This is a genomic window from Peribacillus frigoritolerans, assembly GCF_040250305.1.
GTDB lineage: Bacteria > Bacillota > Bacilli > Bacillales > DSM-1321 > Peribacillus.
In genome coordinates, this window is sequence record NZ_CP158190.1 from 3,788,152 (window position 1) to 3,813,677 (window position 25,526).

Below are 25,526 nucleotides of genomic sequence, written 5' to 3' on the forward strand. Positions count from 1 at the left end.
GATATCTGCCGCCTTTTTTTATCATCTAATTTTTAAAAGCAGCAGCTCAAGCGTGATTGCCTTATCGGCTTGGCCCGTCTTCATTTTATAATCCGCTTCCGCTAAGTCGTTGATGATGCTCAATAGCTCGCGTTCCTGGAATTTCCCCGTCTTTTCAAGTGCCAGCTTTACCCTGTATGGGTGCACCTTCAGTTGACCTGCAATTTTTTGCTGGCTATAGCCCTGACGGGAAAGCTCCTTCACTTGATACATGAGCCTGACCTGACCCGCCATGACACTCAAGATTTTGATCGGCTCTTCATTCTGCCTGAGAAGATCGTGCAGTATCGTCATCGCACTCTCCATTTTTCGCTGTAACACATGATCAACAAGCGTGAAGATATTCTGTTCAAGGGATTTAGCAACCAGCTTTTCCACTACCTCGACCGTAATGTGTTTATCAGCTTCTACATAAAGCACCATTTTATCCAGTTCATTCGTAAGCATCATCAGATTCGTTCCTGCAAGTTCAAGTAAAAGCTCTGTAGCCTGCTCATCTATTTGGACTGAAGAAGCTTCGACCCTCTCCTTCACCCACCCTTTTAACTCATGATCACCAAGCTTTTTCGCTTCAACGAGAACCGCCTTACGCTTAAGTTCCTTGGTGATTTTTTTCCGTTCATCCAGTTTCTCATAAGGTGCGGTCAATACGACAATTGAATAAGGAACCGGGTCAGCCAAATACGCTTCGAGTCTTTTCACATTATGTTCAACTCTTGATTTCGTTTTTTCAGCTGTCAAAAAAAATGGGTTTTGCATGAAAACAAGGCGCCTTTCCCCGATAAACGGGAGGGTTTCGACATCTTCAAGTGCAGTTTCAACAGGCGTCTCTTCTAAATCAAATTGAGAAAAGTTAAAATCCATCTCATCCTCGTGAAGGACATTCTCGATCAATAGCTGCTTCGTTTCATTAATTAGATAGGCTTCCGACCCATATAACAAGTATACCGGCGCAAATTGCCCTTTTTTTATACTTTTCCAAACATCTAATACCAATAGAATCCGCCTCTTTACTATGTATTCTTCTCTAATGGTATAGGTGGATGGACCATTTGACAAGCTATAAAGGGAACTAGCCCTTTAAAAGGGCTAATTCCGGATCTATATGAACACTTTCAAGAAAGGCCCGGGTAATCTCCCTTGAAAGCGGGTAGAGTATTCATGTAGAACAAAAATCGAGCTTTTCTTTTTCGCTTGCTTTGTTTGTACTGTTATTTTGACCTCAAAATCCCAAACTATTTGTGACAACTCTTGTCAGTAAAGGAAATGAAGGAATGAAGCCTGTAGATTTTTTTTTGGTAATGTTTTATACTATTAGCAGAAATAGGAGGGGTAAACAATGAACGAATTCGAAAAGAATGTTCAATCAAAGACAGATGACGTCGCTGATTCCGCTATAGGATTCATCGGTTCTTTTGTATTTTTCGCTGCCATGTTCACCATAGCTGTCGTCATTAAAGCTGTCGGATCCTGATTTCATTTACTACATGCACTTATTTTTCCTGATGGAGGCTGCCGCTGCAGTCTCTTTCTTTTTGATTTTCTACATACTATGGGAGAGTCTTCCGAAAGGTTCCACTGCTTTTGTAATACTTGTAAATAATAGAACCATCCTCGTCCGTCCTGAACACCTTTATGCCATTTCTCTCCAGATTCCCAATTACGTCTCGATGAGGGTGACCGTAGCCATTATCTTTTCCAACTGAAATAAGCGCCGCTTTCGGCTGCAGCTGTTCAAGGAAGGGCGTGGAAGAAGAAGTTTTGCTGCCATGGTGACCGACCTTCAAGATATCCGCCTGCAACTGCGGAAATGTTCTCAAAAGTTCACTTTCCCCTTCTTCTCCCATATCGCCGGTCAATAACCATGACAATCCCCCAAGCTCCGTGAATAGAACTATGGATGAATCATTCTTATTTTCTTCTTTCTCATATGGACTTAGCACAGCAAACGGCGCTCCGCCCGCCACCCAATGGTCCCCCCTTTTCAGGACAGTCATTTTCATTTTTTTATCTCTTGCCACAGTCACAAAATCCATATCCCTGTATTGCTCTTCACTCCAGCCTCCAATGATGATCTCCCCAACTTTAAAATTTTCTATTAATTCTTTTGCACTTCCCATATGATCTGCGTCCGGATGGGTTAAAATCAGTTTGTCCAATTGGTGGATTCCCTTACTTTTCAATAATGGAACAATGATATCATCCGCGGTGTTGAACTTCTTTCGCTTTTTTGCCCACGTGTCGATTGGAAATGTAATTTGTCCACCCGTATCAATCAAATAGTTACCGCGATTGAAAGGCAGGATAATTAAAATGGAGTCACCTTGCCCAACGTCGATGATCTGCACTTCACCAAAAGGCGAGAACCTTTGTAAGTTATATTGCAAAAGTAAAAGGACAATTATTATTCCGCACCAGATTTTACTTTTTTCAAAGGATACTTCCCATGTCAGGTATAACCCTAAAAGCGAAATAACAAGTAATCCCATCATGATGAAAGGCGGTTTTCCAAACGGAATGGAGGCCAGCGGCAAATCCGATGCAGCATCCGCAGCTTTATTGCAGAGTATGAAGGTATAATTCAATAATGAGATGAGGGGTTGCCCCAAGGAAGGCAGTAATATATGAATGAAGAGGGAAATCAGTGAAAATGGCAGCAATACGATGGAATAAAGCGGAACATACAATACGTTCAGAAACACCCCAAGAAAGGATGCTTCAAAAAAGTGAAAAAGCAGAATCGGAAGGGATGCCAATTGGCAGATGGAGCTGACGATGAATAGCTGCGTTGTTTTCTTCGGGTATTGCAAGAAAATGCTTGAAGACATGATAATGGAGAAAGTGACCGCGAATGAAAGCTGAAAACCTATATCAAAGAGCATATTAGGCCGAAAAAACAAAAGTGCCATATAAGCCGATCCGATTGCGATACCCGCCGAGATTCGCTTCTTGAGAAGCAGCAGTAGAAAGAAAAGCATAGCCATTAAACAGGATCTCACCACTGATGGACTGGCACCTGAAAGTAACATGTAAACCGGAAGGAAGAATAAGATGGCCATCATCATTCTTTCCCGTGTAATCCCGACCCTGATGCCGAAGTAAAATAACAGCCCCGTTAAAAAACTGACATGAAGACCGGAAATAGCCAGTAAATGAACCAGTCCGAGCCGCTGATAATTAGTAAGGTCGCCTTCATCTATATATGTCTGGTCGCCGAATATGAGGGCTGTGACAAAACCGCTGGATTCTTCCGGAAAGTGTTCTCTAATATACGTAATCCCCTTCAGGCGCAAATTACGAATCGAAACAAGAATCGGGTTTCCAACCACTTTACAATCTTGAAATGAAATTGAATCCGCTTTGAAAATCCAATGGGTGCCTTGACGCAAAAGATAACGCTGATAATCGAAACTGTTTTCATTTCTGTTTTTGTCGGGAATTTGCAATGTCCCTTCGGCCGGACATGATAAACCGATTCGCAGAAACCGACCCAGCTTTTCCTGTTCCAGTTCTGTGGTGATTTTATAACGCAGCACTAACCGTTCGCCTTTCTCACTGGCAACGAATCCTTTTAAAGAATTTCCATCTATATTCGGTTGATCGGTAAATGTAATGATAAATTGGCTTTCCGTTCCATGATAGGCAGTTTTGTTGCGGTGATCGGTGAAGGAGGCGGACCCTAAAAACACCCCCATGATCACCAAATGAAAACTAAGGGCCTTCACACTTAATCCCACCGAAAAGTAAAGTAAACAGAGAAAAATAAGGATGATGATCAGCAGCCTTACATTTATAAAAGAATGGGCCGTAACACCAAATGAGGCCGAAACGGCTAATAAGATAAGGTGTCGAGCCATGCCTGCCCCCCTGTCCTATTTAATTTTCAAAAATCTGATTGGCCTGCTTTTCCAGCTCCAATACAGCTTCTTTTCCCAGGCCTGTTCGTTCAAGTTGAGCTAACAATGAGAATACAAAGTCCTTTTTTTGTTTTCCATTAACATCGATGGCCCCTTTTGCTTCAACCTTCTCGGTCTTGACGCCAGCCTGTTTAAATAATTCCAGGGCATATGGATGATTTTTGTAATCTTCCGCATAATAAACAGCCTTGATACCAGCTTGGATGAGTGATTTACAGCACTGAAGACACGGAAAATGCGTCACATATATTTCCGCCCCATCAGTAGGCACCCCAAATTTCGCACATTGTAAAAGTGCATTCATTTCTGCATGTATCGTTCTGACACAATGATTATCAATTACATAACAGCCGTCATCAATACAATGCGTCCCACCCGCAATGGACCCATTATATCCCCCCGCAATGATTCTGTTGTCCCTGACGATGGTCGCCCCTACAGTGAGGCGAGTACATGTGCTTCTTAAGGCTAATAAATGGCTTTGCGCCATGAAATATTGATCCCAACTAATTCTGTTCATGTTGTATCCCCTTACCACTAGAATGATTTTCTTCAATTTTACCCTCTTCCTGTCCATTTGTGTAGCATATTAAATCATTCATTTCACCGAAATGGAATCCCGTAACCTTTCAAACGTTTTATCGCCGATTCCCGTTACCTTCTTCAATTCATCGACCTCCTTGAATTTCCCTACCGTTTCCCTGTATTCCAGGATCGCATTCGCTTTGGATGGTCCAATCCCCGTCAAGGTTTCCAAATCTTCCTGTGTAGCTGTATTCAAGTTCACCAGTCCTCCTGACGCCCCCATAGTGGCGGCATCACCATACGACCCGACTGGTATATTCTCCAAGCTCCCCGTGACTTCTTCACCTATTTCCGGAACATAAATGACCATTTGGTCTTCGACGATTTGGGCAAAATTCACTTTATTTTTATCGGCCTTGTCCGTAAAACTGCCTGCAGCCGAAATTAAATCAATCACCCGGTCACCTGCCTGTGCAGTAAAAATCCCAGGGGACTTGACCGCTCCTTTAACGTCCACTTTAATGATGACAGGTTCGGCAGCTGTTTCATTTTCACTTTGTTCGATTTCAGCTTCTTTTTCAGAAATGGAAAATATATCTTCCGTATCCGCCGGATCCTCCCCTTGTTGCAAAAAAAAGTAAATACCAGCTGCAACAAATGCCACCGCAACGGTAATCTTCGGCATTTTCCTTTTTAAAATTTCATCCATTTCTTTGCCTCCTTGTTGGATTTCGCACGATACATAGTCATAGGACAGATTAAAAATACATAGTGTTTTTAGGAGAATCAATCGCTTTAAGTGAGAGGAGTTGAAAGGAATTGAAGAAAATCGGTGTTATCGGAACCGGAAATATGGGTACCATTTTAATCGAGGCATGGCTGGAGGCAAAAATATTGAATCCGGCAGATCTAGTCATTACAAATCGCACACTTTCCAAAGCATTGGTGCTGAAAGAAAAACACCCTGGCATCAAGGTTGCGGAAAGCGCAGCCGAAACCGTCCAACAAGCCGACTTTATCTTTCTATGTGTAAAACCATTACAAATTAACAGCCTATTACAAGGCATCAAACATCATATAAAAAGGGATCAGCTGGTCATTTCCATCACAAGCCCGCTTTCAGTCTCCCAGCTTGAATCGGCAGTGAATGCCCCCTGTGCCCGTTTTATACCGAGCATAACGAACCGTGTCGGTTCAGGGGTATCGTTACTGAGTTTCAGCAAGAGCTGCAGTAAAGAGAAAGTGTCAGCTTTATATGATTTGGCCTCCGCCATATCGGCACCGGTCATCATTGAAAATGATATAACCCGGGTAGCTTCCGATATCGTCAGCTGCGGTCCTGCCTTCTTCAGCTATTTAGCACAAGCTTTTATTGACGCGGCCTGCCAAACGACGAAGATAGATAAAGAAACGGCTACGACTTTGACTGAGAATATGCTGGTTGGCTTAGGGGAACTGCTTGGTAAAGGGGTTTATACATTGCCGACCTTGCAGGAAAAGGTTTGTGTAAAGGGTGGAATAACGGGTGAGGGGATCAAGGTTTTAGAAGCTGAAACAGGGGAAATGTTCCATCATCTTTTTCAAGCGACACACGAAAAGTTTGCAGAGGACCTATACGAAGTTGAAAAGCAGTTCGGCCATCCTTATTAATATTCGTAATTTATATCTCAATTCCTTCTTAAAATAAAAAAAGAAGAGGTCAGACCTCCACTCGTACAGGATGATGTACGAACGGGGATTCTTGACCTCTTTATTATTTACTGGCTACAAACAAGATTCTTTCGGTTTCCGTTACGAGCGGTGCTTCTTCAAGATCCGCCAGAATTTCAGAAACCGTAAAACCTGCTTGCTCCAACCACTTTTTATATTGTTCAACCGGATAGGTCCGTTGATAATGCAACTCATCAAAACGGTCATACAGTCCGCTTTCATCGTCCCTTACGAAAAAACTTAAATCATGCTCAACACTGTAAAGTTCTTCACCCGGGAAGCAGTCCCATATATAGGATACTTCTTCACCGTTGACAGCAAACGTATTATCGCGAAAGATTTCTTCCATTTTATAAATGGAATGGATATCAAACAAGAATAATCCGCCATCCTTCAAATGCTCATGAACCCGGCTGAACGTCTTGACTATATCCTCCTCATCGCGAAGGTAGTTCAGCGAATCACAAAAAATCGTGACACAATCAAATTGGCCAAGTCCCTCGAGTTCTGCCATATTCTGCTGAAAAAGCGGAATTGATAATCCAAGCTTAACCGCCTTTTCATTGGCAACAAGAAGCATTTCATCAGATAAATCCACGCCGGTGACTTCGAATCCGTGCTGCGCCAATTCAACGGTCATTTCCCCGGTTCCACACGCTAAATCCAGGACTTTCCTTCCACCAATTCCATACTGTTCCAGCTTCGCCGTAAGGATCATCAGCCATTTTTCATAAGGTGCGTCCTTCATCAATTCATCGTATACATAGGCAAAGCGTTCATAAGTCATGTAGTCAGTTCACTCTCTAGATCTTCAAAAGGTGCATCTCCCCATAAACGTTCAAGATTATAGTAGTTTCTTTCATCTTTATGGAAAATATGGGCCACTACATCTCCAAGATCCACAAGCACCCATTTCGCCTCGTCAAAGCCTTCAAGACGTTTTACATTGATTCCTGATTCATCAGCTTTGCTCTTCATTTCACGAGCTATTGCTTGTACTTGTTTTTCAGAATTACCGTGGCAGATCAAAAAGTAATCCGCTACAAGGGAAATACCTTGCATGTTCAATGCCACGATATCCTCCGCTCTTTTATCATCCGCCGCTTTTGCTGCAATTACAAGAAGTTCACGTTCAGTCATTACATCTTCTCCTTCAAATTCATGATCAAATCATTATATGTCTTAAATGTGTCAGGGTAAATTGCCTGATTTCTTTTCATTAAAAAAACAACAGTATTCCTTAAAGCCTGGATGACAGCATGATCCAAGTTTTGCTTTGCCGTCTGCCTGACTTCTTCGACACCGGGAAAAGAACGTCCCGGCTCAATATAGTCGGCAAGGTATACGACTTTATCCAAAAGGCTCATGCCAACCCTGCCAGACGTGTGATAGGCAATCGCATCCAAGACTTCAGCGTCCTGAATGCCAGCTTCCTTTTTCACCAGATAAGCCCCGACAGGAGCGTGCCACAGCTCCATATTGTATTCAAGTAACGCCTGGTCCATTTTTTCAGCGATTATAATTTGCTCCATTTCCTCTTTTGGACGGAATTTTGCATAATCATGGAAAATGGCTGCCAGTTCCGCTTTTTGGACGTCGGCACCATACCGTTCAGCAAGTTCAATCGCTGACTCGACCACACCCAAGGTATGAATGTACCTGTGCTCAGTGATTTGTTCTTTGACCAGTGCCAATGCTTCCTCACGATTCATATAAACCATTCCCTTTAATATACTTCACCACTGGATCTGCTATTAAATATTTCACGGTTTTCCCCGTTCTTAACTTCCTTCGTATCATGGAAGAAGAAATGAACATTTGAGGGACTTTCACCATCGTGATTGGGTATACGGTCTTTTCATTATATCCAGGGCGCTTCACCCCGACGAAATTTACCATATGCACCAGCTCGTCGATACGGTGCCAATTCGGTAAGTACTCAATCATGTCTGCGCCAATTATGAAATAGAACTCATTGGTTGGCTCAAGCTCTTTAAGCAATTTTATCGTGTCATACGTATAAGATGTGCCTTTTCTTTCTATTTCAATACCCTCAATATAAAAAGATGGGTTTCCGGCTATCGCGTTTTCCAACATAGCCAGCCTGTCCATGTCCGTTACTTCCTCCGATTTTTCCTTATGTGGAGGAACGTGATTTGGCATGAACCTGATTTCATCTAGCTCAAGGGCATCAAGCACTTCATTCGCTATAATCAAATGCCCGATATGCGGAGGATTGAATGTACCGCCAAGAATTCCAATTTTTTTCATAGATAGGTTCCTTAAGGTAATTTAAGTTGTTTGTTTTCTTTTGATTCTTTATACAGCACAATTGTGTTGCCGATAATCTGAACCAATTCCGCCCGTGCACCCTTTGATAAAGAAAGTCCCACATCATCGCGGTCCTCTTCACAGTTTTGCAGGATGCTGACCTTGATTAATTCACGTACTTCAAGCGCCTCACCAATTTGCTTGATGAGATTATCATTGACGCCGCCTTTACCAACTTGAAAAATTGGATTGAGGTGGTGGGCCTTTGATCGTAAAAATCTTTTTTGTTTTCCTGTTAACATGTGTTACCTCCTAGTTTGTTCAAGACAATATCTGTCATTCTTGCTGTATCCGGCATAATGCCTGTCCATATCTCAAAAGCGAGCGCAGCCTGGTTGATGAACATCCCCAGCCCATTTTGCGTTTCCGCCCCTTTTTCCCCCGCTTCACGCAGCAGCTTGGTTTGCAGAGGGTTATAAATGATATCACTGACAATGGCACCGGTTTTAAGCTGGTCGACCTTTAACGGTGAATGATCCAATTCAGGACTCATTCCAGAAGAAGTCGTTTGGATGATTAAATCATATTGTGATAAGCTTTCTTCCGCTTCGATAATCGAGAGTGCCTTCGATACTTTATCATATGGGCAATCAGAAACAAGCTGGGCCGCTCTTTCCTTTGTCCGGTTTGCAATATCAACTTGCTTTACCCCTTCTTTCACGAGGGTAAAATAAATCGCACGCGCAGCACCGCCCGCTCCGATCACTAACGTTTTTTTAGCCTTGATGTCACCTGATATTTCATCGCATAAAGATTTGAAAAATCCTTTTCCGTCTGTATTATACCCTATAAACCGACCATTTTTGTTAACAACCGTATTTACAGCCCCGATTGCAAGGGCCAGTTCATCCACTTCATCAAGGAAAGGGATGATTGAAGTCTTATGAGGAATCGTGATGTTAAACCCTTCAATACCAAGGGCTTTCATGCCTTTTACGGCATCGTTCAATCGCTCAGGTGTCACATGAAAATGATGATAAACCGCTTCTATATTTTCTTTTTCAAAAGCATCATTATGAATGTCCGGTGACATCGAATGCGCAATTGGATCTCCCATTACCCCATATATCTTTTTCATAGACTAGACGACCCCTATATTTAGATTAATGATTTGCGAACGATCACATTGACGCCCTTTGGAACATGTGCAACGACTTTCGCTCCTGGCTCATTGACCGTCACCCAGCCAAGACCAGAAAACACAATATCCATTTTACCATCTTTCAAGGAGAATTCATGTGGAATCAGCTTCGGAAACTCCTCGATTTGTTCAGGCCGTGGGGGCGTCAATAATTCCCCGGCATGGTTTTTATACAATTCATCGGCATTTTCCAGTTTCGTACGGTGAATATTCAATTCATTCGAAAGGTAGCAAGTCAGTGAACGCCTTCCGCCTGAGACATAGTCCAGCCGGGCCAACCCTCCGAAAAATAGCGTCTGTCCTTCATTCAGTTGGTAAACTCTCGGCTTGATTTCCTTTTTCGGCATAATCACCTTGAAGTCCCGTTTGTCCACATAGTGAGCCATTTGATGATGATTAATGATTCCTGGTGTATCGATCAATGCCTGTTCATCATCCAAAGGAATTTCGATCATATCCAAGGTAGTCCCAGGGAAGTGGGAAGTCGTGATGATATCGTCTTCACCGCTCAATTCTTTTATAAGACGGTTAATGAAAGTGGATTTACCTACATTCGTACAGCCCACCACGTAGACATCTTTACCTTTGCGGTACCGCTCAATCGCATCAGCCGCTTCCAGTATGTGCTTTCCCTTTTCCGCACTGACAAGCAGGACATCAACCGGGTTTAGACCCAATTCCTTGGACGATTGCTTCATCCAATTGATCAACTTGTTCGTTTTTACGGATTTAGGCAATAAATCGACCTTATTTCCGATCAAAAGAACATCATTTCTTCCTACAAATCGATGAAGGCCAGGCAGCCAGCTTCCATTGAAATCAAAAATATCGACGACTTTGACGATTAAAGAGTCGGTTTCGCCTACTTTATTCAAGATTTTCAAGAAGTCATCGTCTGTTAAGGATACATCCTGAACTTCGTTATAATGTTTCAATTTAAAGCAGCGCTGACAAACGATCGTCTCTTTTTCCAGGGCTGATTTAGGGGCATAGCCCAACTCCTTCGGATCTTCAGTCTGGACCTTCACACCGCAGCCGATGCACACTAATTCTTGATGATTGTTCAATTGTGATCCTCCCATTCTATCATTCCTTTTCGTTTAAAGAACGCCATGATCTTTCTTTCAAAATAACGATTGATCCTTGTTCTGAATTCGTCGGTTTGTGCTACAGGGAGCACTAAGATCGTATGAAACCCGCCTCTGTTCCCTCCCAATACATCCGTCAATAACTGATCGCCGATTACCACCGTTTCTTCCAATTTCAATCCCATTGACTTACGGGCTTTATTGAAAGCTCTTACCATCGGTTTTCTGGCCTGGAAGATAAACGGAATGTGAAGCGGATCGGAAAAAGCCCGAACCCGATTTTCATTATTATTGGACACGATCGTCACTAAAATCCCATGATCCCGCAAATTGTCGAACCATTTGATTAAATCGGGGGTGGCAGTTGGCCTGTCCCATTCAACGAGAGTATTATCCAAATCGGTAATGACTCCCTTGATCCCTCTTTTTTTCAATTCTTGAGGATCTATATTAAAAATGCTTTTAACATGTTCACTCGGCAAAAATAATTTAAGCATATTGACACCTCTATATTTTCATTAAAATTTACCGTTTCCATCATATCGAATTTTTAGCTCACTTTCAAAAAAAATTAGGAAAGAAGGGCTGACGGTAAAGAAACATCATAATGGATGTTTTAAGATATGGAAAGGCATTTTTTATTAAATAATGGGAAATTTGCAGGCAGACCAGAACCAAAGAACTAATTATTCATAAAAGATTTCGACAAAAATTTCATTTGTTCAACCTGTGGATAACTTTACTAACATTTTCCATACTGATGTGCACCATTTCGTTCACCTTGTAAACAACTTAACCACAGGTTATCCACTTTCAACTGTGGATAACAGAACGATTGTTCTCCACGTTTATTTCTGATACAGTAGGGGTACATCAAGGAAGACTTATCAATATATGCAAGTAAACACCAAATTATTCCTCGCAATCCCTACTGGAGGTGAGCAGCCGTATATGGCGTTCTGATGCAAAAACTATCTGATGACCTGTTGCTTGAATCCTATTTTAAAGCACAGAATTTAAAGTTGAGTACCGATTTCATCCGCCTCATAGAAACGGAAATTCATCGAAGATCCCTAACGCATAAAATCCGATCAATATTTTAATATGGAATACATAGGCTGACATCAAATGTCAGCCTCTTATTTTCAATTGAAGTTAGACGGCCCTCATGAAACCGATCGTTTCACCTACACGGACATCTGCGGGAATGGATATGTTTCCTTCAAGTTCAAAACTGCCTTTTTCAAAAAGAAGCACCACTGTTGACCCAAAGCTGAAATAAGAAAATTCCTGCCCTTTTTCCAATTCATGAGATTCATCAGTAATGACGATCGAATTTATGAACATGGCCCCGACTTTCACCATAGCCAGACTTCCCGCTTCATTTTGCAATTCAGTTACTGTCCGATAATTTTTTGATAAAGGCTCTTTTCCATATTTCATCCCCCATTTATTGACGGGGTACGATTTCCTTCCAAGGGTCCAGCGTTTGACTACGGAACCCTTGATTGGTGAATGGATCCTATGGTAATGACTCGGGCTTAAGTATAACACGAGATATTTGCCCCCTAAGTACTTTTCCAAAAAAAGCTCATCCCCGAGCATTTCCTCCATTGAATATATCTTTCCCTTAACGACGATCTTTTTATCAGCCTGTATCTCCCCTGAATCCTCGAGAACACCGTCCACAGGACAAGCTACCGCAGAAGGATCTGCCGTAATTGGCCTGGCGTCCGCCTTTAACTGCCTTGTAAATAGCTCGTGCAGATTGGTATAAGCTTTTAACTCTTTACCAAATTCTTGTTGATTAAGGTTGAATGTTTTTACATACAGTAAAATTAAGGGCCTGCTCCAACGAGATTGGCTAAAATGCTTTAATAATCCTGATGAATACTGACCATTCGTCAGTTCAATAAGAATGCGATATAAAGACTGAAACAAATAAAACCACTCCAAATTGTAAAATTATTCTAAAATTCCCTTGCATAAATTGTGTTAAGTAAAATATTATTATATAATAAATACTTATGTTTACTATATATTGTTTTAATTTGTTTCATTTGAAAGGAGTGAAAAGATGTTTTTATTACACGCCCTCGATCAAACCATTAAAAAAGTGAAAGCACAAACAGCAAATATACTTACTTTAATGAATTTATCCCTTGGTGGATTTGCAATAATTGCCGTGATGCACGGCCAATTGAATTTAAGCCTGCTTTTAATCTTCCTGGCTGCCCTTGCAGATCGCTTTGACGGTATGGTTGCACGGAAGTTCAACATTGAATCGGAATTGGGTAAGCAGCTTGATTCCATGTGTGACATCATATCTTTCGGCGTCGCACCAGCTCTATTATTATACCAAGGAATATTGATAGAATTCGGAGCACCTGGCACACTCTTCACCGTTTTCTATATTGGCTGTGGCGCATTTCGTCTCGCCCGCTTCAATATAAGTGAAAGCAATGGATATTTTATGGGAGTGCCAATTACGGTTGCGGGCTGCATCGCTACATTAAGTTATCTCGCCATCCCGTATTTCCATCCGGTCTTTTTCTTATCCCTCATGATTATATTATCATTGCTTATGGTCAGTCCATTTAAACTGAAGAAAGTTTAAATAAGAAAGCGGATGTCCTATGGACATCCGCTTTTTTTCGTTCATATTCAGCCTAAACCCCTTTTATGCTTTTCGGACTAAGGGGTCGGTCAAACGCATGAATTCTTCAACATCCTCCATACAGGCATTGACCGCTTCTTCCCAAAAATCCCGGGTCTTCAAATCGACGCCTAAATGTTTCTCCGCCAGATCCTCGACCTTCATGGAACCGGTATCCTTTAATAGAGCGATATATTTTTCTTCGAATCCTGCAGGTTCTTTCAGGGCATTCGCGTAAATGCCTAATGAGAATAAGTAACCGAATGTGTACGGAAAATTATAAAATGGTACACCTGTAATATAGAAATGGAGCTTTGAAGCCCAGAACGTTGGATTATAATCACTTAAAGCATCGCCATAAGCTTCTTTTTGTGCATCGACCATCAGTTCATTCAACCGTTCGGCACTGACATACCCTTGTTTCCTCTCATCATAAAACCTTGTCTCGAATAAGTAGCGGGCATGGATATTCATGAGTAATGCAACCGAACGCTGTATTTTATCTTCTAAAAGCACAAGCTTTTCTTCCTCACTGGCCGCTTCCTTCACAGCCGCATCCGCTACGACCATTTCAGCAAAGGTTGAGGCGGTTTCAGCCACATTCATGGCATATGACCGATTCAATGGATGGATATCCCTCATTGCATAAGAATGGAATGCATGTCCCAATTCATGAGCCAATGTCGATACATTGGATGGGGTGCCCGAATACGTCATGAAAATCCTTGACTGCTTATTTAATGGGAAGCCGGTGCAAAAACCGCCTGGTCTCTTACCTGGTCTGTCCTCCGCTTCAATCCAGCTGTCTTCAAAAGCTTTTTGGGTGAAGCTTGCTAATTGAGAACCGAACTTAGAGAATTGCTGTATGATGAAGTCTGCACCTTCTTGATAATCCATTACTTTGGACTGTGCCGTAACAGCAAGCGGTGCATCCAAATCCGCCCAACTTAATTTATCCAAATCCAATAACTCCGCTTTCCTTTTTAAAAACCTCACAAGCGGCTCCTTATGATCGGCAATGACATTCCACATGCTTTCGAGGGTTTCTTTTTTCATCCTCCCTATTTCAAGAGGCTCTTTCAAAATATCATCCCAGCCCCTTTTTTCATTCACACTGAGACGGAATCCAGCCAAGTGGTTCAGCGTCCGGGCAAAAAGGTCACTCTTTTCCTCCCAAGCCTGTTCCCACCCGGTAAATAACTCTTTCCGGGCCCCTTCATCAGGATCAGAAAATTTATTCGCCGCTTGGCCTACAGAAAGCTTTTCACCCTTATAAGGGATCGTCATTGAACCGACGATTGTATCATACATTTGGCTCCATCCTTCGAAACCATCCATGGCCAATTGGGTGATTAATGATTCTTCCTTTACGGAAAGCTTTTCCTTTGCCTTTTCCCGACGTTCATCCAATACAAATTTCAATTCATTCAATGGTTCTTTTTCGAGGATTTCTTTAAAAAACGCATCATCAAGCTGTATCAACTTTTCATCCAGCTTGCTTACCACCATTTTTAGTGAAGCGACTATCTTCATTTGTTTGATCCGCAGCTGACCAGCCTTTTTATCGTGCGCATTTTGAGCTTCCAGGCATCCAATGAATGCACTGGCCTGCGTGGATTTCATATTTGTATTTTTATAAAGATCAAATGCCTGGATTAAACTGCTTTCATCATTTCCTTCTGGATTGATATTGCTTACAACCCGGTCTAATTCTTTTACCTCTTCGTTAATTTCATCTAAAAAAATCAGGAACTCCTTAGAAGAGCTTCCTCCTTTAAAAAAGATATCCAAATCCCACGTCAAAGAATATCCCATCCTGCTTTGCCCCCTTTTTATCACTAATCCCATTATAGAGGTAAATTCAATATTTTTCTAATTAAAAGGAATTTTCAGTATTTTTGCCAGAACATTTTTCTATATCCCAGATTAAAAGCATGTTATGATGAATATATTCTTGGGAGAGGGGTGGTTGATTCATATGAAATTCTTTATTCACATGTCTGCCATCATCCTGCTCCTTTGGACGCTGCCCATACAGTTCCATCATCATGCACAGCAGCTGACCATTGAAGAACATACCGATGTTCACCATTGGGATAAGGCCGACAAGAAGCAGCCTTTCGTGCCTTCCTTCAATTCCTGGCAGTCACTTATCATTGTTCTCATTTTCGAATTTTCCATTTTGAGTTATCTTTATTTTCACTCAAATCTACGCCTGCGATATCTCAGTCCGGTTTTTTTTCAGGCGAATTACGTAGCCTTACGCTCTGACATTTTATAAAAACAATAAAATGGAGGAGTGATTCATATGTGGTTCCGACTAATTATGATAGGGGTATTTTCTTTAACCGCTTCACGTCTGTTCCTTTTTCAGGGAATCGAGATTTATCATGCATTTACGGATTTGATCCGAAATAAATATTAAAAAGAAGAGTGCGGGGAAATTCCCCGCACTCTCTTTGACTTTAACATTCCTATCCTTTAGCTTTCTTTTCCTTTTCTTTTTCTGCTCTGTAAAATTCGTGGAACATCTTCATCAATGCACGTTTTTCGATCCTTGATACATAACTGCGGGATATGCCAAGCTCCTTAGCGATTTCCCTCTGGGTTTTTTCCTTTTTCAAATCCAGTCCGAACCTGCCTACAATGACTTCCTTTTCGCGTTCATCCAAAATATCAATATACTTTTTCACTTTTTCTATTTCCATATTGAGCTGAATCGTATCGATGACATCTTCCGATTCCGATTTCAGTACATCGATTAAACTGATTTCATTTCCTTCTTTATCCTGACCGATCGGATCATGCAGGGAAATATCTTTCTTCGTTTTCTTTGTCGCTCGTAAATGCATCAGGATCTCATTCTCAATGCATCGTGCCGCATATGTGGCCAGCTTCGTACCCTTCCCATCCGAATAACTCTCAATGGCCTTGATCAAACCAATTGTCCCAATCGAAATCAAATCCTCTGTATCTTCGCCCGTATTCTCGAATTTCTTGACGATATGGGCAACAAGCCTGAGATTATGCTCGATCAGGATGTTACGGGCATCACCATCACCCTCACTCATAAGCTTCAGATATTTCTTTTCATCCTGAGATGACAGAGGCTGGGGAAAAGCGTTGTTTTTCACATAGGAAACGAATAAGTAAAATTCTTTGATAATATAACCGACAACTGTAAGTATTCCGGGCATTGGTTTCATCCCCCGTTTCTTTGGTTTCCCTATTCATACCTATGCAGCAGTGGGCTTGTTCGTGTCTGTCCCACTAAAAGAAATCAGGAAAGTGTTAAATGTTCAAACCAGCCTGGAGGAATTCCCAAACGAAGGAAGGCAAATGTTCATGATAGGGAATTTTTTAGGGAAGGGGGTTTTTACGATGGGATATAACTATGGACCATACGGATGCAGCTATGGTTATCCGGCTCCTGTTCCTGCGCCTTGCTATGCAGGGTCCGGTTACGGCTTTGGTTATGGCCTGTTTATTGTCCTCTTGATTTTATTGCTCATTTTCGGGTTTTGGTGGTTGCCGGGATGTGGATTTGGTTATGGAGGATCAGGTCCGTGCTGCTGATTCAGGCAAAGAAAAAAACTCGGCCCGAGTGCCGAGTTTCCCCCTTTACATATTCATCTCTACCGTTGCAGTTCTGAGTTAGCGTCATAACAACATACCTTCAATTTTATCATGTTTCCAATAGCCTCTTCCGCTGTACATATATACATACAAACGCTGGCAATACACCGGCAGATCCGTTAGCCGGTATCCTTCTCCTGCCAATAGCAACGCTTCTCTCCTTTTACATAAAACAAATTCAACATTTTAACCTCCACCTTTCTTTAAATTTTATTTTAATGAACGGGATACCAACCTCGTATGTTTTTAGAAAAATGGACGGTGCTTCATCGCTTTATCTAGATGTTCTTCTCGAATCTTGTGAATTCTCTCCTGCTGCAAACATTCCTCGGCAGTCATTTTTTTCATTTTAATCGTGATTGTGAAAAAAAGCATATTCAGTGTCATAATATCACCTCCTTTAAAGGGGCGGCCCATCAAAAAGGCATAAAAAGGCCGCAGAAAGTTAAGTTCTCCTGCGGCTTCTTTTTGAAAATATAAAAAGGCCGCAGGATAAAACACTTCTCCCTGCGGCCGCTATGTTTGAATGATTAATAAAGCCAAATTGCTTTAGAAATATTCCGCTTGGCACAGGTCGAATGTTATTTGATTGTCATTTGAAACGGACCGGCTAATAGTGACGACTCCATGTAGATACAATGTCATTTTCTTCGACCTCCTTTGGAATATTTTTTATTACTTGGTAAGTATATCCACAAATCCGATATTTGTAAACGGCTTTTGCCTATTTATTTGAAAATTTCGATCTTTTTACCCATTTTCAAGAGCTATTATTACCTAAAGGAGGTAAGTGGTATGATAATCTGCCCCTTAATGGGCAACACCAACAGAAAAATAAAAAAACCTGATTCCATTAAAGAATCAGGTTTGCTTTTATTGTTTTAAAGAGTCCTGGTCATCCATTTCGGCCAAGATCTTTTTATATTTTTTGGATAATGAGAAAAATACTATGGATATGCCCAGGAATGTTATTGTCGCTCCCATATAGACATATGTGTCAATGATCGCTTTGTCGCCAGAGGGAAGGATGGTTCCTAAATAGAAGAACGAACCTACACATAACAAAGTGATCGCAAATTGTTTAAAATCGACCATTTTCGAACGCAGCATTGCCGCCGTTTGCATTTTGCGGTTTTTCATGCCATTCCACCTTCTTTCAAGCTAATAAGATATCGATATCTCATTCTACCATATTTATTCCAAATTCCAGGGTGTAAATAATGGCAGTAAGCTTGGAAGCGTTCCCTCTCCGATTATCCTTGTAGCGCTTGTTCCAAGTCTTCCAACAGGTCTTCAACATCTTCCAGGCCAACTGAAATGCGAATCAACCCATCGGTTATTCCAAGCTCTGCACGGCGCTCAGCCGGAATGGAGGCATGTGTCATCAAGGCTGGAATCGAAATTAAGCTCTCCACTGCTCCCAGACTTTCCGCAAGTGTAAAGAATCTCACTTTATTCAAAACGGATGCGGCTTTTTCGGCACTGCCGACATCAAATGAAACCATACCGCCGAATCCACGCGATTGTTTTTTGGCAATATCATGATTTGGGTGGTTTTCAAGACCAGGGTAATAGATTTTCGAAACGTCTTTATGCCCGGATAGGAAACGGACGATTTCGGATGTGTTTTTTTCATGTTCTTCCATCCGGATACCCAGCGTTTTAATGCCTCGCATCAGCAGCCATGAATCCTGGGGCCCTAGCACGCCTCCTGTAGAGTTTTGGATGAAATGAAGGTCATTGCCAAGTTTTTCATCATTCACCACGACAAGACCCGCTACAACATCGCTGTGTCCCCCCAGGTACTTCGTAGCGCTATGAAGCACAACGTCGGCTCCAAGTGTAAGTGGATTTTGCCAGTATGGCGTACTGAAGGTATTATCAACAATGGTCAGGATGCCGTTTTCTTTAGCTATTTTTGATACTTCCTCCAGATCGGTGATTTTCAATAATGGATTCGTCGGGGTTTCTATGAACAATGCCTTCGTATTGTCTTTTATCTCTTTTTCGATCGAGTGCATGTCACTCGTATTGATGAACGTAGCCTCCACCCCGAAGCGGTTAAGCACTTTAGTGATGACCCGGAAAGACCCTCCATAAACGTCATCGGTCATCAATACATGATCACCTTGATTGAACAGCATCATAACCGCGGTCATCGCTGCCATTCCTGATCCGAAGGCAAAGCCTCTTTTTCCTTCTTCTAGATCCTTGATCAACTCTTCGAGGGCATGGCGGGTTGGGTTGCCTGTACGGGAATATTCATATCCCCGGTGATCTCCCGGTCCATCTTGTTTATATGTGCTCACTTGATAAATCGGCACCGAAACCGCTCCTGTTTTTTCATCACCAACAATGCCGCCATGAATCAATTGTGTTTTTTTTCTCATTTCAAATACCTCCTTGATAAATTTTTTTGCTTAAGTATCGTTCACTGGAATCCGGAAATATGACGACGATATTCGACCCACGGGAAGCCTTCGCTGCTTCTTTTATGGCCGCTGCAAATGCCGCGCCCGAAGAACTGCCGACAAGGAGGCCTTCTTTAAGCGCCAATTCCTTTACCATATGGAAAGCATCATGATCGCTTATCGTATGGATTTGATCAAAATACGTTTCATCCATATAGGTTGGCAAAAATTCCATCCCGATGCCCTCTGTTTTATGGGGTCCTGCTTTGCCGCCGTTTAAAATCGATCCTTCTGGTTCGACAATGACCGTTTTGACAGCAGCGTTCTTTTCTTTTATATATCGCGATGTTCCCATGAATGTCCCGCCCGTCCCGGCACCGGCAACAAACACATCTACATCGCCTTCCATCTGTTCCCATATTTCAGGTCCCAGCGTTTTATAATATGCTTCAGGATTGGATGGGTTGGCGAATTGCTGAGGACAATAAGATCCCGGAATTTCAGCCAGCAGCGCCTTAGCCTTGGCAATCGCTCCTGTCATTCCTTCCTCTGTCGGGGTCTGGATCACATTCGCTCCAAGAGCACGCATCAATTCCTGTTTCTCTGCACTGAATTTCTCCGGAACGCAAAAAATCACGTCCACGCCACTGTTTATCGCAGCCAACGCCAAGCCAATTCCAGTATTTCCGGCAGTCGGTTCGATGATCGTCCCGCCCTTTTTCACCTTCCCTGTCTGTAACGCTTGGGCTAACAATTCTTGACCAAGCCGATCCTTCACACTGCCTCCCGGATTAAAGTATTCCAGTTTGGCAAAGATGCGGACTTCATCCGGAAGCGGGAACTGGGTGATTTCCATCATCGGTGTTTCCCCTATCAACTCATGAATGTTTTGAAAGACTTTCATATTTGGACATCCTTTCATAGTTATCCTACCAACTTAATAAGAATTATGCAATAAAGAATGATCAGCGGAAAGGCTTCCGCTGATCACTTACCATTCATTTCATTTTTTCGACCATTTTCAAAATCAGTGCCGCTGAATGAAGAGCCGCAGTTTCCAGGAATTTATCAAAGGAAATATTGGACTCCTTACCTGCGATATCCGAAAGGGAACGAATGATGACAAACGGTGTTTTGAATTGGAAGGCTACCTGTGCAATGGCTGCCGCTTCCATTTCCACCGCATATAAATCAGAGAATTTCCCTCTGACGAATTCAACCCTGACAGGATCATTCATGAAAGAATCCCCCGTAACGATCAACCCTTTCGCCACTTGAATATCCTCGATTTCTTTTGCTGCTTCTTCTGCGATTGCGAGAAGCTTTTCATCCGGGATGAAAGCTGCCGGAAGCTGAGGGACTTGACCGTACTCATATCCAAAAATCGTCACATCGACATCATGGTGGCGAACTTCCGTGGATATGACCACATCCCCTACATTAAGTGCTGGATGATATCCGCCGGCAGAGCCAGTATTGATGACTGCATCCGGTTTGAATTTTTCTAACAGAATTGTTGTGGACATTGCCGCATTCACTTTACCGATTCCCGATTTAAGCAAAATGACCTCGACACCATTCAGTGTTCCTGTATTAAACTCGGAACCGGCAATGGTCACCCGCTCCAAACCTTCCAATTTATCACGTAAAATCGTAACTTCTTCTTCCATTGCTCCGATTATGGCTACCTTCATTAGTAAAAACCTCTTCCTATAATTTTTCCGCCTCCATAATCCAGACAAATTGATTGCAGCGCTCGAAGTTCACTTTATATCCATTTGCTTCAAGTGCTTTTTCCAAAAAAGGAATCGTAGTATAATATTCCGTTTGCAAATCGTTCGCCAAATTATGAAAGCCTGCCTGCCTTGCATCTTGAATCGCTCGTTCATGAGCTTCCCTTGATTGATACATCGTATCCGCAAACACTATTTTACCACCAGTATTCAGTAACTTTCCATAGTTGGCTATCGCTTTTTCTTTTTCTTCATCGGTTAAATGATGAAACGCATACGTGCTCACGATCGAATCAACCTGTTCCGGCTTCGGAAAATCGATAAAATCCCCATCTGCAATTTCTGTTTTCCCACGCAGCTTGCTTACCGCTATTTCCCTCATCGCAGGTGAGGGTTCAATTCCCGATACCTTTAGGCCTTTCATCAAAAGCCTTTCCGTCAAATTCCCGGTACCTACGCCGAACTCCAGCACATGACCATGAGCCCGGTCCGTGACGCTATCCAATATCCTATCATAATGTTTAAAAACCTCTTGATACTCAATATCGTGTCCACTAACCGTATCATCATACGATTTCGACCATTCTTCAAATAAATCGATAAATTCTCTGCCCATTTTTAATCACCTTTTTATGATAAGATAATAAAACCTATAAGCATAATATGAAATAAACGCAGAAACAGTTCTTGTTTTTTAGGCAAATCCATCATTCGGTTCAGATTCGGCGAAAATGGTGTTAAACTAACAGTATCTAAAATGTTGGAGGGGAACAGTCATGAGTTTTCAACTTGACTTAAACTTATTCGAAGATAAAATAGAATTTTTCGAGGCAGAAAGCATCAAGAATCTTGAAGAAAAAATCCAATCACAAATTGAAATCAATAAAGCGATCATGCTCCAGGTGGAATCCGTATCACACCAAATGTATGTAAGTGAGGAAGGCAGACGTTTTTATAGTGCAGTCGTCCACTTTAAAGCAAAAAAGTGATCACGATGAAAAACCCCCGAAAAGCGGAATACCTTTCGGGGGTTTTAAGTTTATGATTTTGAACATTACCTTTTATCGTTTGTCTTCAGCTCTTCGACTTTTACAGGCTTCCAACCTGATCCGTCCACCCATTCAATATAAACACGGAAGGTTTTAGGACTATCTCCTTCAGAAACGGTTCCGATTGCCGTATTGGGCGAACCGCCGTTTTGCAGCCACCATATTCTCATGCTGCCTTCATCGATTCCAGCCCCAGTTGCTATGGCTTTACTCATTTCATTCCAATCGACCGAGTCCTTTTCGAAGCTTGTAGTGTGTTCCCCGGATTGCTCAGTTCCTACTGGTTCCCAGCCCTCACTCGTATATGTGGCCGCAACATTGCCATCGCCGCTGCCTTCCACTTCCACAAGTTCGGCATCCCCTGCTTTTTCTGGATCTGCACCATCTTCTGCCTTCTCTTCTGAATCTTCCTCTGTTGCTTTACTATCTTCTTCTGAATCTTCCTCTTTTGCTTCACTATCTCCTACTGCGTCTTCCTTCTCTGAATCCGTTTCTTCCTTTTTGCCAGCAGGCTTGTCCGCTACCTTCCCTGAATCTGTATCGGCGATTTGCTTTGGTTCTGTCGTGGCTTTTTTTGTTTCGGTGCCATCGTCACTTAAGAAAATCGTGACTGCGACAATGACGATTAAAATGGAAACAATGGTGATAGCAATATTATATATTTTATTTACTTTTCTTTTTTGATCTCTCTGATTAAAACGTGAGCCCAAGGTCCATTCCTCCCTTACCTTTTCTTACTGCCTCATTTTAACATGATTTAGCTAGAGATAGAAGGGAAGGGTTTCCTACACTTTTCGTCAATTCTCGCTATTGTCCTGGTCCTTGGAGTACAGGACTTTTACAATATCTGAAAAAAGAGGCGTCATGCTGGAACTGTTTTCCTTTGTTTCAAAACTTACGGTAACAAGAGCATATTTGGGATCTTTATATGGAAAGTAGCCCGCAAACCATTTATTGAGCTCCCCTTTTTCGATATTGGTCTGAGCTGTTCCAGACTTGCCGGCAACCTCAACAGGCAAATCTCTCAAGGCAGCGCCCGTCCCTTTCTCTTCCGTCACGACCTTCCTAAGAAGATGCTGCATCTTCATCGCCGTATATGGAGACAGTGTCTCGCCGCCAATACTTTGATTGGGAAAATCGACTACGGTCGTACTGTTGTTAAATTCGACCTTTGAAACGGCTTTGACCTGTTCCTTCTTGCCGCCGCGGGCAATCGTAGCCATCATATTCGCTATAGCGAGCGGTGTCGTTTGGACATCCTGCTGGCCAATTGCCGTTTTGGCAATCATTTTCGGATCTTTTTTTAAATCGTCATCATGCCAGACCTTACCGGCTTGTTCATGATGCAACTGAGTGACTTCGGTGTGATACACATCCCCTTGCCAGCCCGTTTCACCAACCAGACCTAACATTTCAGCATATTTATCCAAAAATTCCGGATCCTTCTCAGCTATTTCCTGTGACAATTCGGCAAACGTCCTGTTGCAGCTTTGGGCAAAGCTATTTTCAAAATTAAGCATGCCCAGTTCCCTCTGTTTATCCGTTTTCCCGTCTATCGTCAAATTACAATTAAATGTCCGGGTGTGACTAGCGGCTTCATAATCGATGGCAGCTGCTGCCGTGACCGTTTTAAAGACGGAGCCCGGTGTTTTTTGAGTCAGCATCATATTGACGGCCCCTTCGCCATTCGGATCTTTTATATTAAGCGCCGGACGTGATACCATTGCGACGATTTCACTTTTTTCAATATCGATCAGTACAAGACCGCCTTTTTTTATCCCGCGGTCATCGACGAGCTTCTCCGCTTTTTCCTGAATTTCTTTATCGATCGTCGTCACGACCTTCACCGGGTAAAGCGGATTTGCAGGTTCCACATATTTAACATCGACACCGAACATTGGTCCTCCGCTGGCGTCCACGTGAAAAACGAGCTTCGATTCCCCAGCGGAAAGCAAGAACTCATCGAAGGTCCTTTGCAGCCCCGTATTGCCTATTTTCGTTTCAGGGGATAAATTCATGTCAGGATAACGTTTTTTCTTTTCTGCATCTGATATATTCGTCGTGCCGATCAATTGCGCTGCAGGGGTTTGATCATGATATAATTTCTCGTTCACGGCAAAGACCCCGGGAATCTTCAGTTCATTGATTGCCTTCGATTGGCTCGATGTCAACTCTATCGGTTCATCCCCGCCAAATACGAATGGTTCCTCTGCCAGTTCTATCGCCCGTTTTAACTCCGCTTCCGATTTGCCTATTATCGAGGCCACTTCATCTATAGGCCATGTCATTTTTTTCAAAAATGGAAATAGGACGAGCGTTGGGATTTCTTCATGTGCAAGCGGTTCTCCATTTCTGTCATAAAACTTTCCGCGTCCATCATCAATCTTTAATATCTGTGAACGCTGATTCACGCTTGCTTCTAATAGGTTCACATCATGCTTTGAAAAAGATTCTGTCGATACAAGTTGGATGTAGGCAAGCCTGCCTATGAGCATCAGCATGAAAGCGGTCAAAAAAAGAGCCAGCAACCTCATTCGTTTCTTTTTCATAAAATACACCTCGTAACCATTGTTGACGAGGTGCGAATTTTTAAACAATTATGAACAAATTTAACGCGGCATTTTTCCGATAAAAAAGAGGATGCCCCATGGACATCCCCTTTTGCATTTAATTAGTCGATGGAAACAATCTTGACGCTCATTTCGCCGCCAGGAGTCATGATAGAAACCTTGTCGCCGACCCTTTTTCCTATCAGGCTTTTCGCGATTGGGGAATCATTGGAGATTTTCCCTTCGAATGGATCCGCTTCAACGCTTCCTACGATGGAATATGTTTCTTCGTCACCATTTGGAAGCTCAACGAATGTTACCGACTTTCCAAGTGAAACTGTATCTGTATTCGAATCATTGCCTTCAATGATTTTTGCATTACGGATCATGTTTTCGATTGTTGTAATCCGTCCTTCAACGAAAGCCTGCTCTTCTTTTGCGGAATCGTACTCTGAGTTCTCGGAAAGGTCCCCAAAACTGCGGGCGATTTTGATTCTTTCCACCACTTCTTTACGTTTAACCGTTTTTAACTGTTCCAGTTCCTGTTCAAGCTTTAACTTACCTTCAATAGTCATTGGATATTCTTTTTCAATTGCCAAAACCCTTCACTCCTTCAAATTCTTTACAGCAAGCATTCGCTGTCACAAGTTTATGTACTATATAGTGCTTAACCCTGAAATCGAGTCAGAATATATAATTGCGCGACTTAAAAAGTACGCGCTTCGATACTAAGAAACATCC

Annotated in this window: 31 protein-coding genes; 7 read left to right on the plus strand and 24 right to left on the minus strand. The window is 42.3% G+C overall.

Annotated features, from left to right (window positions below; genetic code table 11):
• Positions 1-21 precede the first annotated feature (21 nt).
• Positions 22-1,035, minus strand: coding sequence for a DNA polymerase III subunit delta (gene holA / locus ABOA58_RS18550; RefSeq protein WP_350299520.1), 1,014 nt, complete (start codon positions 1,033-1,035; stop codon positions 22-24).
• A gap of 343 nt (positions 1,036-1,378) precedes the next feature.
• On the opposite strand from holA, the gene ABOA58_RS18555 reads away from it, so the two are divergent.
• Positions 1,379-1,513 carry a YqzM family protein gene (locus tag ABOA58_RS18555; RefSeq protein WP_034308559.1) on the plus strand — a complete coding sequence of 45 codons (135 nt, stop codon included), beginning with the start codon at positions 1,379-1,381 and terminating at the stop codon, positions 1,511-1,513.
• 76 nt (positions 1,514-1,589) lie between these two features.
• On the opposite strand, the gene ABOA58_RS18560 is transcribed toward ABOA58_RS18555, so the two are convergent.
• The 3 genes from ABOA58_RS18560 to ABOA58_RS18570 all read right to left on the minus strand — a co-directional run bounded on the left by ABOA58_RS18560 (position 1,590) and on the right by ABOA58_RS18570 (position 5,190).
• Positions 1,590-3,896 carry a DNA internalization-related competence protein ComEC/Rec2 gene (locus ABOA58_RS18560; protein ID WP_350299521.1) on the minus strand — a complete coding sequence of 769 codons (2,307 nt, stop codon included), beginning with the start codon at positions 3,894-3,896 and terminating at the stop codon, positions 1,590-1,592.
• 19 nt (positions 3,897-3,915) lie between these two features.
• Entirely contained in the window at positions 3,916-4,476 is a 561-nt protein-coding gene (locus ABOA58_RS18565; RefSeq protein WP_350299522.1) for a ComE operon protein 2, read from the minus strand.
• Positions 4,477-4,554: 78 nt separating this feature from the next.
• The gene (locus ABOA58_RS18570) at positions 4,555-5,190 is read right to left on the minus strand and encodes a helix-hairpin-helix domain-containing protein (protein WP_350299523.1); all 636 of its coding nucleotides are present in this window, start codon (positions 5,188-5,190) and stop codon (positions 4,555-4,557) included.
• Positions 5,191-5,300: 110 nt separating this feature from the next.
• Here ABOA58_RS18570 and comER point away from each other — a divergent pair, with 110 nt between their 5' ends.
• A complete protein-coding gene (gene comER, locus ABOA58_RS18575) occupies positions 5,301-6,131 on the plus strand; it encodes a late competence protein ComER (protein WP_350299524.1) in 831 nt (276 codons plus the stop codon).
• A gap of 103 nt (positions 6,132-6,234) precedes the next feature.
• Here comER and ABOA58_RS18580 read toward each other — a convergent pair whose 3' ends face one another.
• From ABOA58_RS18580 to ABOA58_RS18615, 8 genes are read right to left on the minus strand one after another with little or no spacing between them, the layout of a single operon-like run.
• On the minus strand, positions 6,235-6,978 hold the full coding sequence (locus ABOA58_RS18580) for a class I SAM-dependent DNA methyltransferase (RefSeq protein ID WP_350299525.1): 744 nt from the start codon (positions 6,976-6,978) through the stop codon (positions 6,235-6,237).
• Positions 6,975-7,331 (minus strand): ribosome silencing factor, encoded by a 357-nt coding sequence (rsfS, locus tag ABOA58_RS18585; protein ID WP_101222622.1) that lies wholly within the window; start codon positions 7,329-7,331, stop codon positions 6,975-6,977. Before rsfS ends, ABOA58_RS18580 begins: the two co-directional genes overlap by 4 nt.
• Positions 7,331-7,903 (minus strand): bis(5'-nucleosyl)-tetraphosphatase (symmetrical) YqeK, encoded by a 573-nt coding sequence (yqeK, locus tag ABOA58_RS18590; protein WP_350299526.1) that lies wholly within the window; start codon positions 7,901-7,903, stop codon positions 7,331-7,333. Before yqeK ends, rsfS begins: the two co-directional genes overlap by 1 nt.
• Positions 7,893-8,462, minus strand: a complete 570-nt coding sequence (locus ABOA58_RS18595) for a nicotinate-nucleotide adenylyltransferase (protein WP_098369749.1) — start codon at positions 8,460-8,462, stop codon at positions 7,893-7,895. Before ABOA58_RS18595 ends, yqeK begins: the two co-directional genes overlap by 11 nt.
• 11 nt (positions 8,463-8,473) lie before the next feature.
• Positions 8,474-8,764, minus strand: coding sequence for a ribosome assembly RNA-binding protein YhbY (gene yhbY / locus ABOA58_RS18600; protein WP_076365174.1), 291 nt, complete (start codon positions 8,762-8,764; stop codon positions 8,474-8,476).
• The gene (gene aroE / locus ABOA58_RS18605; protein ID WP_350299527.1) at positions 8,758-9,600 is read right to left on the minus strand and encodes a shikimate dehydrogenase; all 843 of its coding nucleotides are present in this window, start codon (positions 9,598-9,600) and stop codon (positions 8,758-8,760) included. Before aroE ends, yhbY begins: the two co-directional genes overlap by 7 nt.
• A 20-nt stretch (positions 9,601-9,620) precedes the next feature.
• Positions 9,621-10,730: a ribosome biogenesis GTPase YqeH gene (gene yqeH, locus ABOA58_RS18610; protein ID WP_413018975.1), complete on the minus strand. Its 1,110-nt coding sequence runs from the start codon at positions 10,728-10,730 to the stop codon at positions 9,621-9,623.
• Positions 10,727-11,248, minus strand: a complete 522-nt coding sequence (locus ABOA58_RS18615) for a YqeG family HAD IIIA-type phosphatase (RefSeq protein ID WP_101222627.1) — start codon at positions 11,246-11,248, stop codon at positions 10,727-10,729. Before ABOA58_RS18615 ends, yqeH begins: the two co-directional genes overlap by 4 nt.
• A 465-nt stretch (positions 11,249-11,713) precedes the next feature.
• On the opposite strand from ABOA58_RS18615, the gene ABOA58_RS18620 reads away from it, so the two are divergent.
• Positions 11,714-11,854 (plus strand): sporulation histidine kinase inhibitor Sda, encoded by a 141-nt coding sequence (locus ABOA58_RS18620; RefSeq protein WP_034311351.1) that lies wholly within the window; start codon positions 11,714-11,716, stop codon positions 11,852-11,854.
• A 52-nt stretch (positions 11,855-11,906) separates the two neighbouring features.
• On the opposite strand, the gene ABOA58_RS18625 is transcribed toward ABOA58_RS18620, so the two are convergent.
• A complete protein-coding gene (locus tag ABOA58_RS18625) occupies positions 11,907-12,692 on the minus strand; it encodes a phosphatidylserine decarboxylase (protein WP_350299529.1) in 786 nt (261 codons plus the stop codon).
• Between the two features lie 136 nt (positions 12,693-12,828).
• Here ABOA58_RS18625 and pssA point away from each other — a divergent pair, with 136 nt between their 5' ends.
• Positions 12,829-13,368 (plus strand): CDP-diacylglycerol--serine O-phosphatidyltransferase, encoded by a 540-nt coding sequence (gene pssA / locus ABOA58_RS18630; protein WP_350299530.1) that lies wholly within the window; start codon positions 12,829-12,831, stop codon positions 13,366-13,368.
• A gap of 63 nt (positions 13,369-13,431) precedes the next feature.
• Here pssA and ABOA58_RS18635 read toward each other — a convergent pair whose 3' ends face one another.
• The gene (locus tag ABOA58_RS18635; RefSeq protein ID WP_350299531.1) at positions 13,432-15,222 is read right to left on the minus strand and encodes a M3 family oligoendopeptidase; all 1,791 of its coding nucleotides are present in this window, start codon (positions 15,220-15,222) and stop codon (positions 13,432-13,434) included.
• Positions 15,223-15,385: 163 nt separating this feature from the next.
• Between ABOA58_RS18635 and ABOA58_RS18640 the strand changes: the two genes are divergently transcribed.
• The gene (locus ABOA58_RS18640; protein ID WP_350299532.1) at positions 15,386-15,688 is read left to right on the plus strand and encodes a hypothetical protein; all 303 of its coding nucleotides are present in this window, start codon (positions 15,386-15,388) and stop codon (positions 15,686-15,688) included.
• A 193-nt stretch (positions 15,689-15,881) separates the two neighbouring features.
• Here the strand turns inward: ABOA58_RS18640 and sigK are convergent, their stop codons facing one another.
• Positions 15,882-16,604: an RNA polymerase sporulation sigma factor SigK gene (gene sigK / locus ABOA58_RS18645; protein ID WP_034308596.1), complete on the minus strand. Its 723-nt coding sequence runs from the start codon at positions 16,602-16,604 to the stop codon at positions 15,882-15,884.
• Between the two features lie 184 nt (positions 16,605-16,788).
• Between sigK and ABOA58_RS18650 the strand changes: the two genes are divergently transcribed.
• Positions 16,789-16,983 (plus strand): sporulation protein YjcZ, encoded by a 195-nt coding sequence (locus ABOA58_RS18650; protein WP_350299533.1) that lies wholly within the window; start codon positions 16,789-16,791, stop codon positions 16,981-16,983.
• 306 nt (positions 16,984-17,289) lie between these two features.
• Here ABOA58_RS18650 and ABOA58_RS18655 read toward each other — a convergent pair whose 3' ends face one another.
• The 6 genes from ABOA58_RS18655 to ABOA58_RS18680 all read right to left on the minus strand — a co-directional run bounded on the left by ABOA58_RS18655 (position 17,290) and on the right by ABOA58_RS18680 (position 21,803).
• Complete coding sequence (locus tag ABOA58_RS18655; RefSeq protein WP_072273247.1) at positions 17,290-17,430, minus strand: YrzI family small protein; 141 nt, start codon at positions 17,428-17,430, stop codon at positions 17,290-17,292.
• A gap of 486 nt (positions 17,431-17,916) precedes the next feature.
• A complete protein-coding gene (locus ABOA58_RS18660) occupies positions 17,917-18,183 on the minus strand; it encodes a YrhC family protein (protein WP_350299534.1) in 267 nt (88 codons plus the stop codon).
• 113 nt (positions 18,184-18,296) lie between these two features.
• Positions 18,297-19,433 carry a bifunctional cystathionine gamma-lyase/homocysteine desulfhydrase gene (locus tag ABOA58_RS18665; RefSeq protein WP_350299535.1) on the minus strand — a complete coding sequence of 379 codons (1,137 nt, stop codon included), beginning with the start codon at positions 19,431-19,433 and terminating at the stop codon, positions 18,297-18,299.
• A 1-nt stretch (position 19,434) separates the two neighbouring features.
• Positions 19,435-20,358 (minus strand): PLP-dependent cysteine synthase family protein, encoded by a 924-nt coding sequence (locus tag ABOA58_RS18670; RefSeq protein ID WP_350299536.1) that lies wholly within the window; start codon positions 20,356-20,358, stop codon positions 19,435-19,437.
• A 94-nt stretch (positions 20,359-20,452) separates the two neighbouring features.
• Positions 20,453-21,148 carry a 5'-methylthioadenosine/S-adenosylhomocysteine nucleosidase gene (mtnN, locus tag ABOA58_RS18675; RefSeq protein WP_101222634.1) on the minus strand — a complete coding sequence of 232 codons (696 nt, stop codon included), beginning with the start codon at positions 21,146-21,148 and terminating at the stop codon, positions 20,453-20,455.
• A gap of 16 nt (positions 21,149-21,164) precedes the next feature.
• Positions 21,165-21,803 (minus strand): class I SAM-dependent DNA methyltransferase, encoded by a 639-nt coding sequence (locus tag ABOA58_RS18680; RefSeq protein WP_350299537.1) that lies wholly within the window; start codon positions 21,801-21,803, stop codon positions 21,165-21,167.
• A 160-nt stretch (positions 21,804-21,963) separates the two neighbouring features.
• Between ABOA58_RS18680 and ABOA58_RS18685 the strand changes: the two genes are divergently transcribed.
• Positions 21,964-22,176 (plus strand): DUF2536 family protein, encoded by a 213-nt coding sequence (locus tag ABOA58_RS18685; RefSeq protein ID WP_048682770.1) that lies wholly within the window; start codon positions 21,964-21,966, stop codon positions 22,174-22,176.
• Positions 22,177-22,241: 65 nt separating this feature from the next.
• On the opposite strand, the gene ABOA58_RS18690 is transcribed toward ABOA58_RS18685, so the two are convergent.
• From ABOA58_RS18690 to greA, 3 genes are all read right to left on the minus strand, one after another.
• On the minus strand, positions 22,242-22,946 hold the full coding sequence (locus tag ABOA58_RS18690) for a YrrS family protein (protein WP_350299538.1): 705 nt from the start codon (positions 22,944-22,946) through the stop codon (positions 22,242-22,244).
• A gap of 87 nt (positions 22,947-23,033) precedes the next feature.
• Entirely contained in the window at positions 23,034-24,785 is a 1,752-nt protein-coding gene (locus ABOA58_RS18695) for a peptidoglycan D,D-transpeptidase FtsI family protein (RefSeq protein WP_350299539.1), read from the minus strand.
• A 122-nt stretch (positions 24,786-24,907) separates the two neighbouring features.
• A complete protein-coding gene (greA, locus tag ABOA58_RS18700) occupies positions 24,908-25,384 on the minus strand; it encodes a transcription elongation factor GreA (protein ID WP_101222638.1) in 477 nt (158 codons plus the stop codon).
• Between the last annotated feature and the right edge of the window lie 142 nt (positions 25,385-25,526).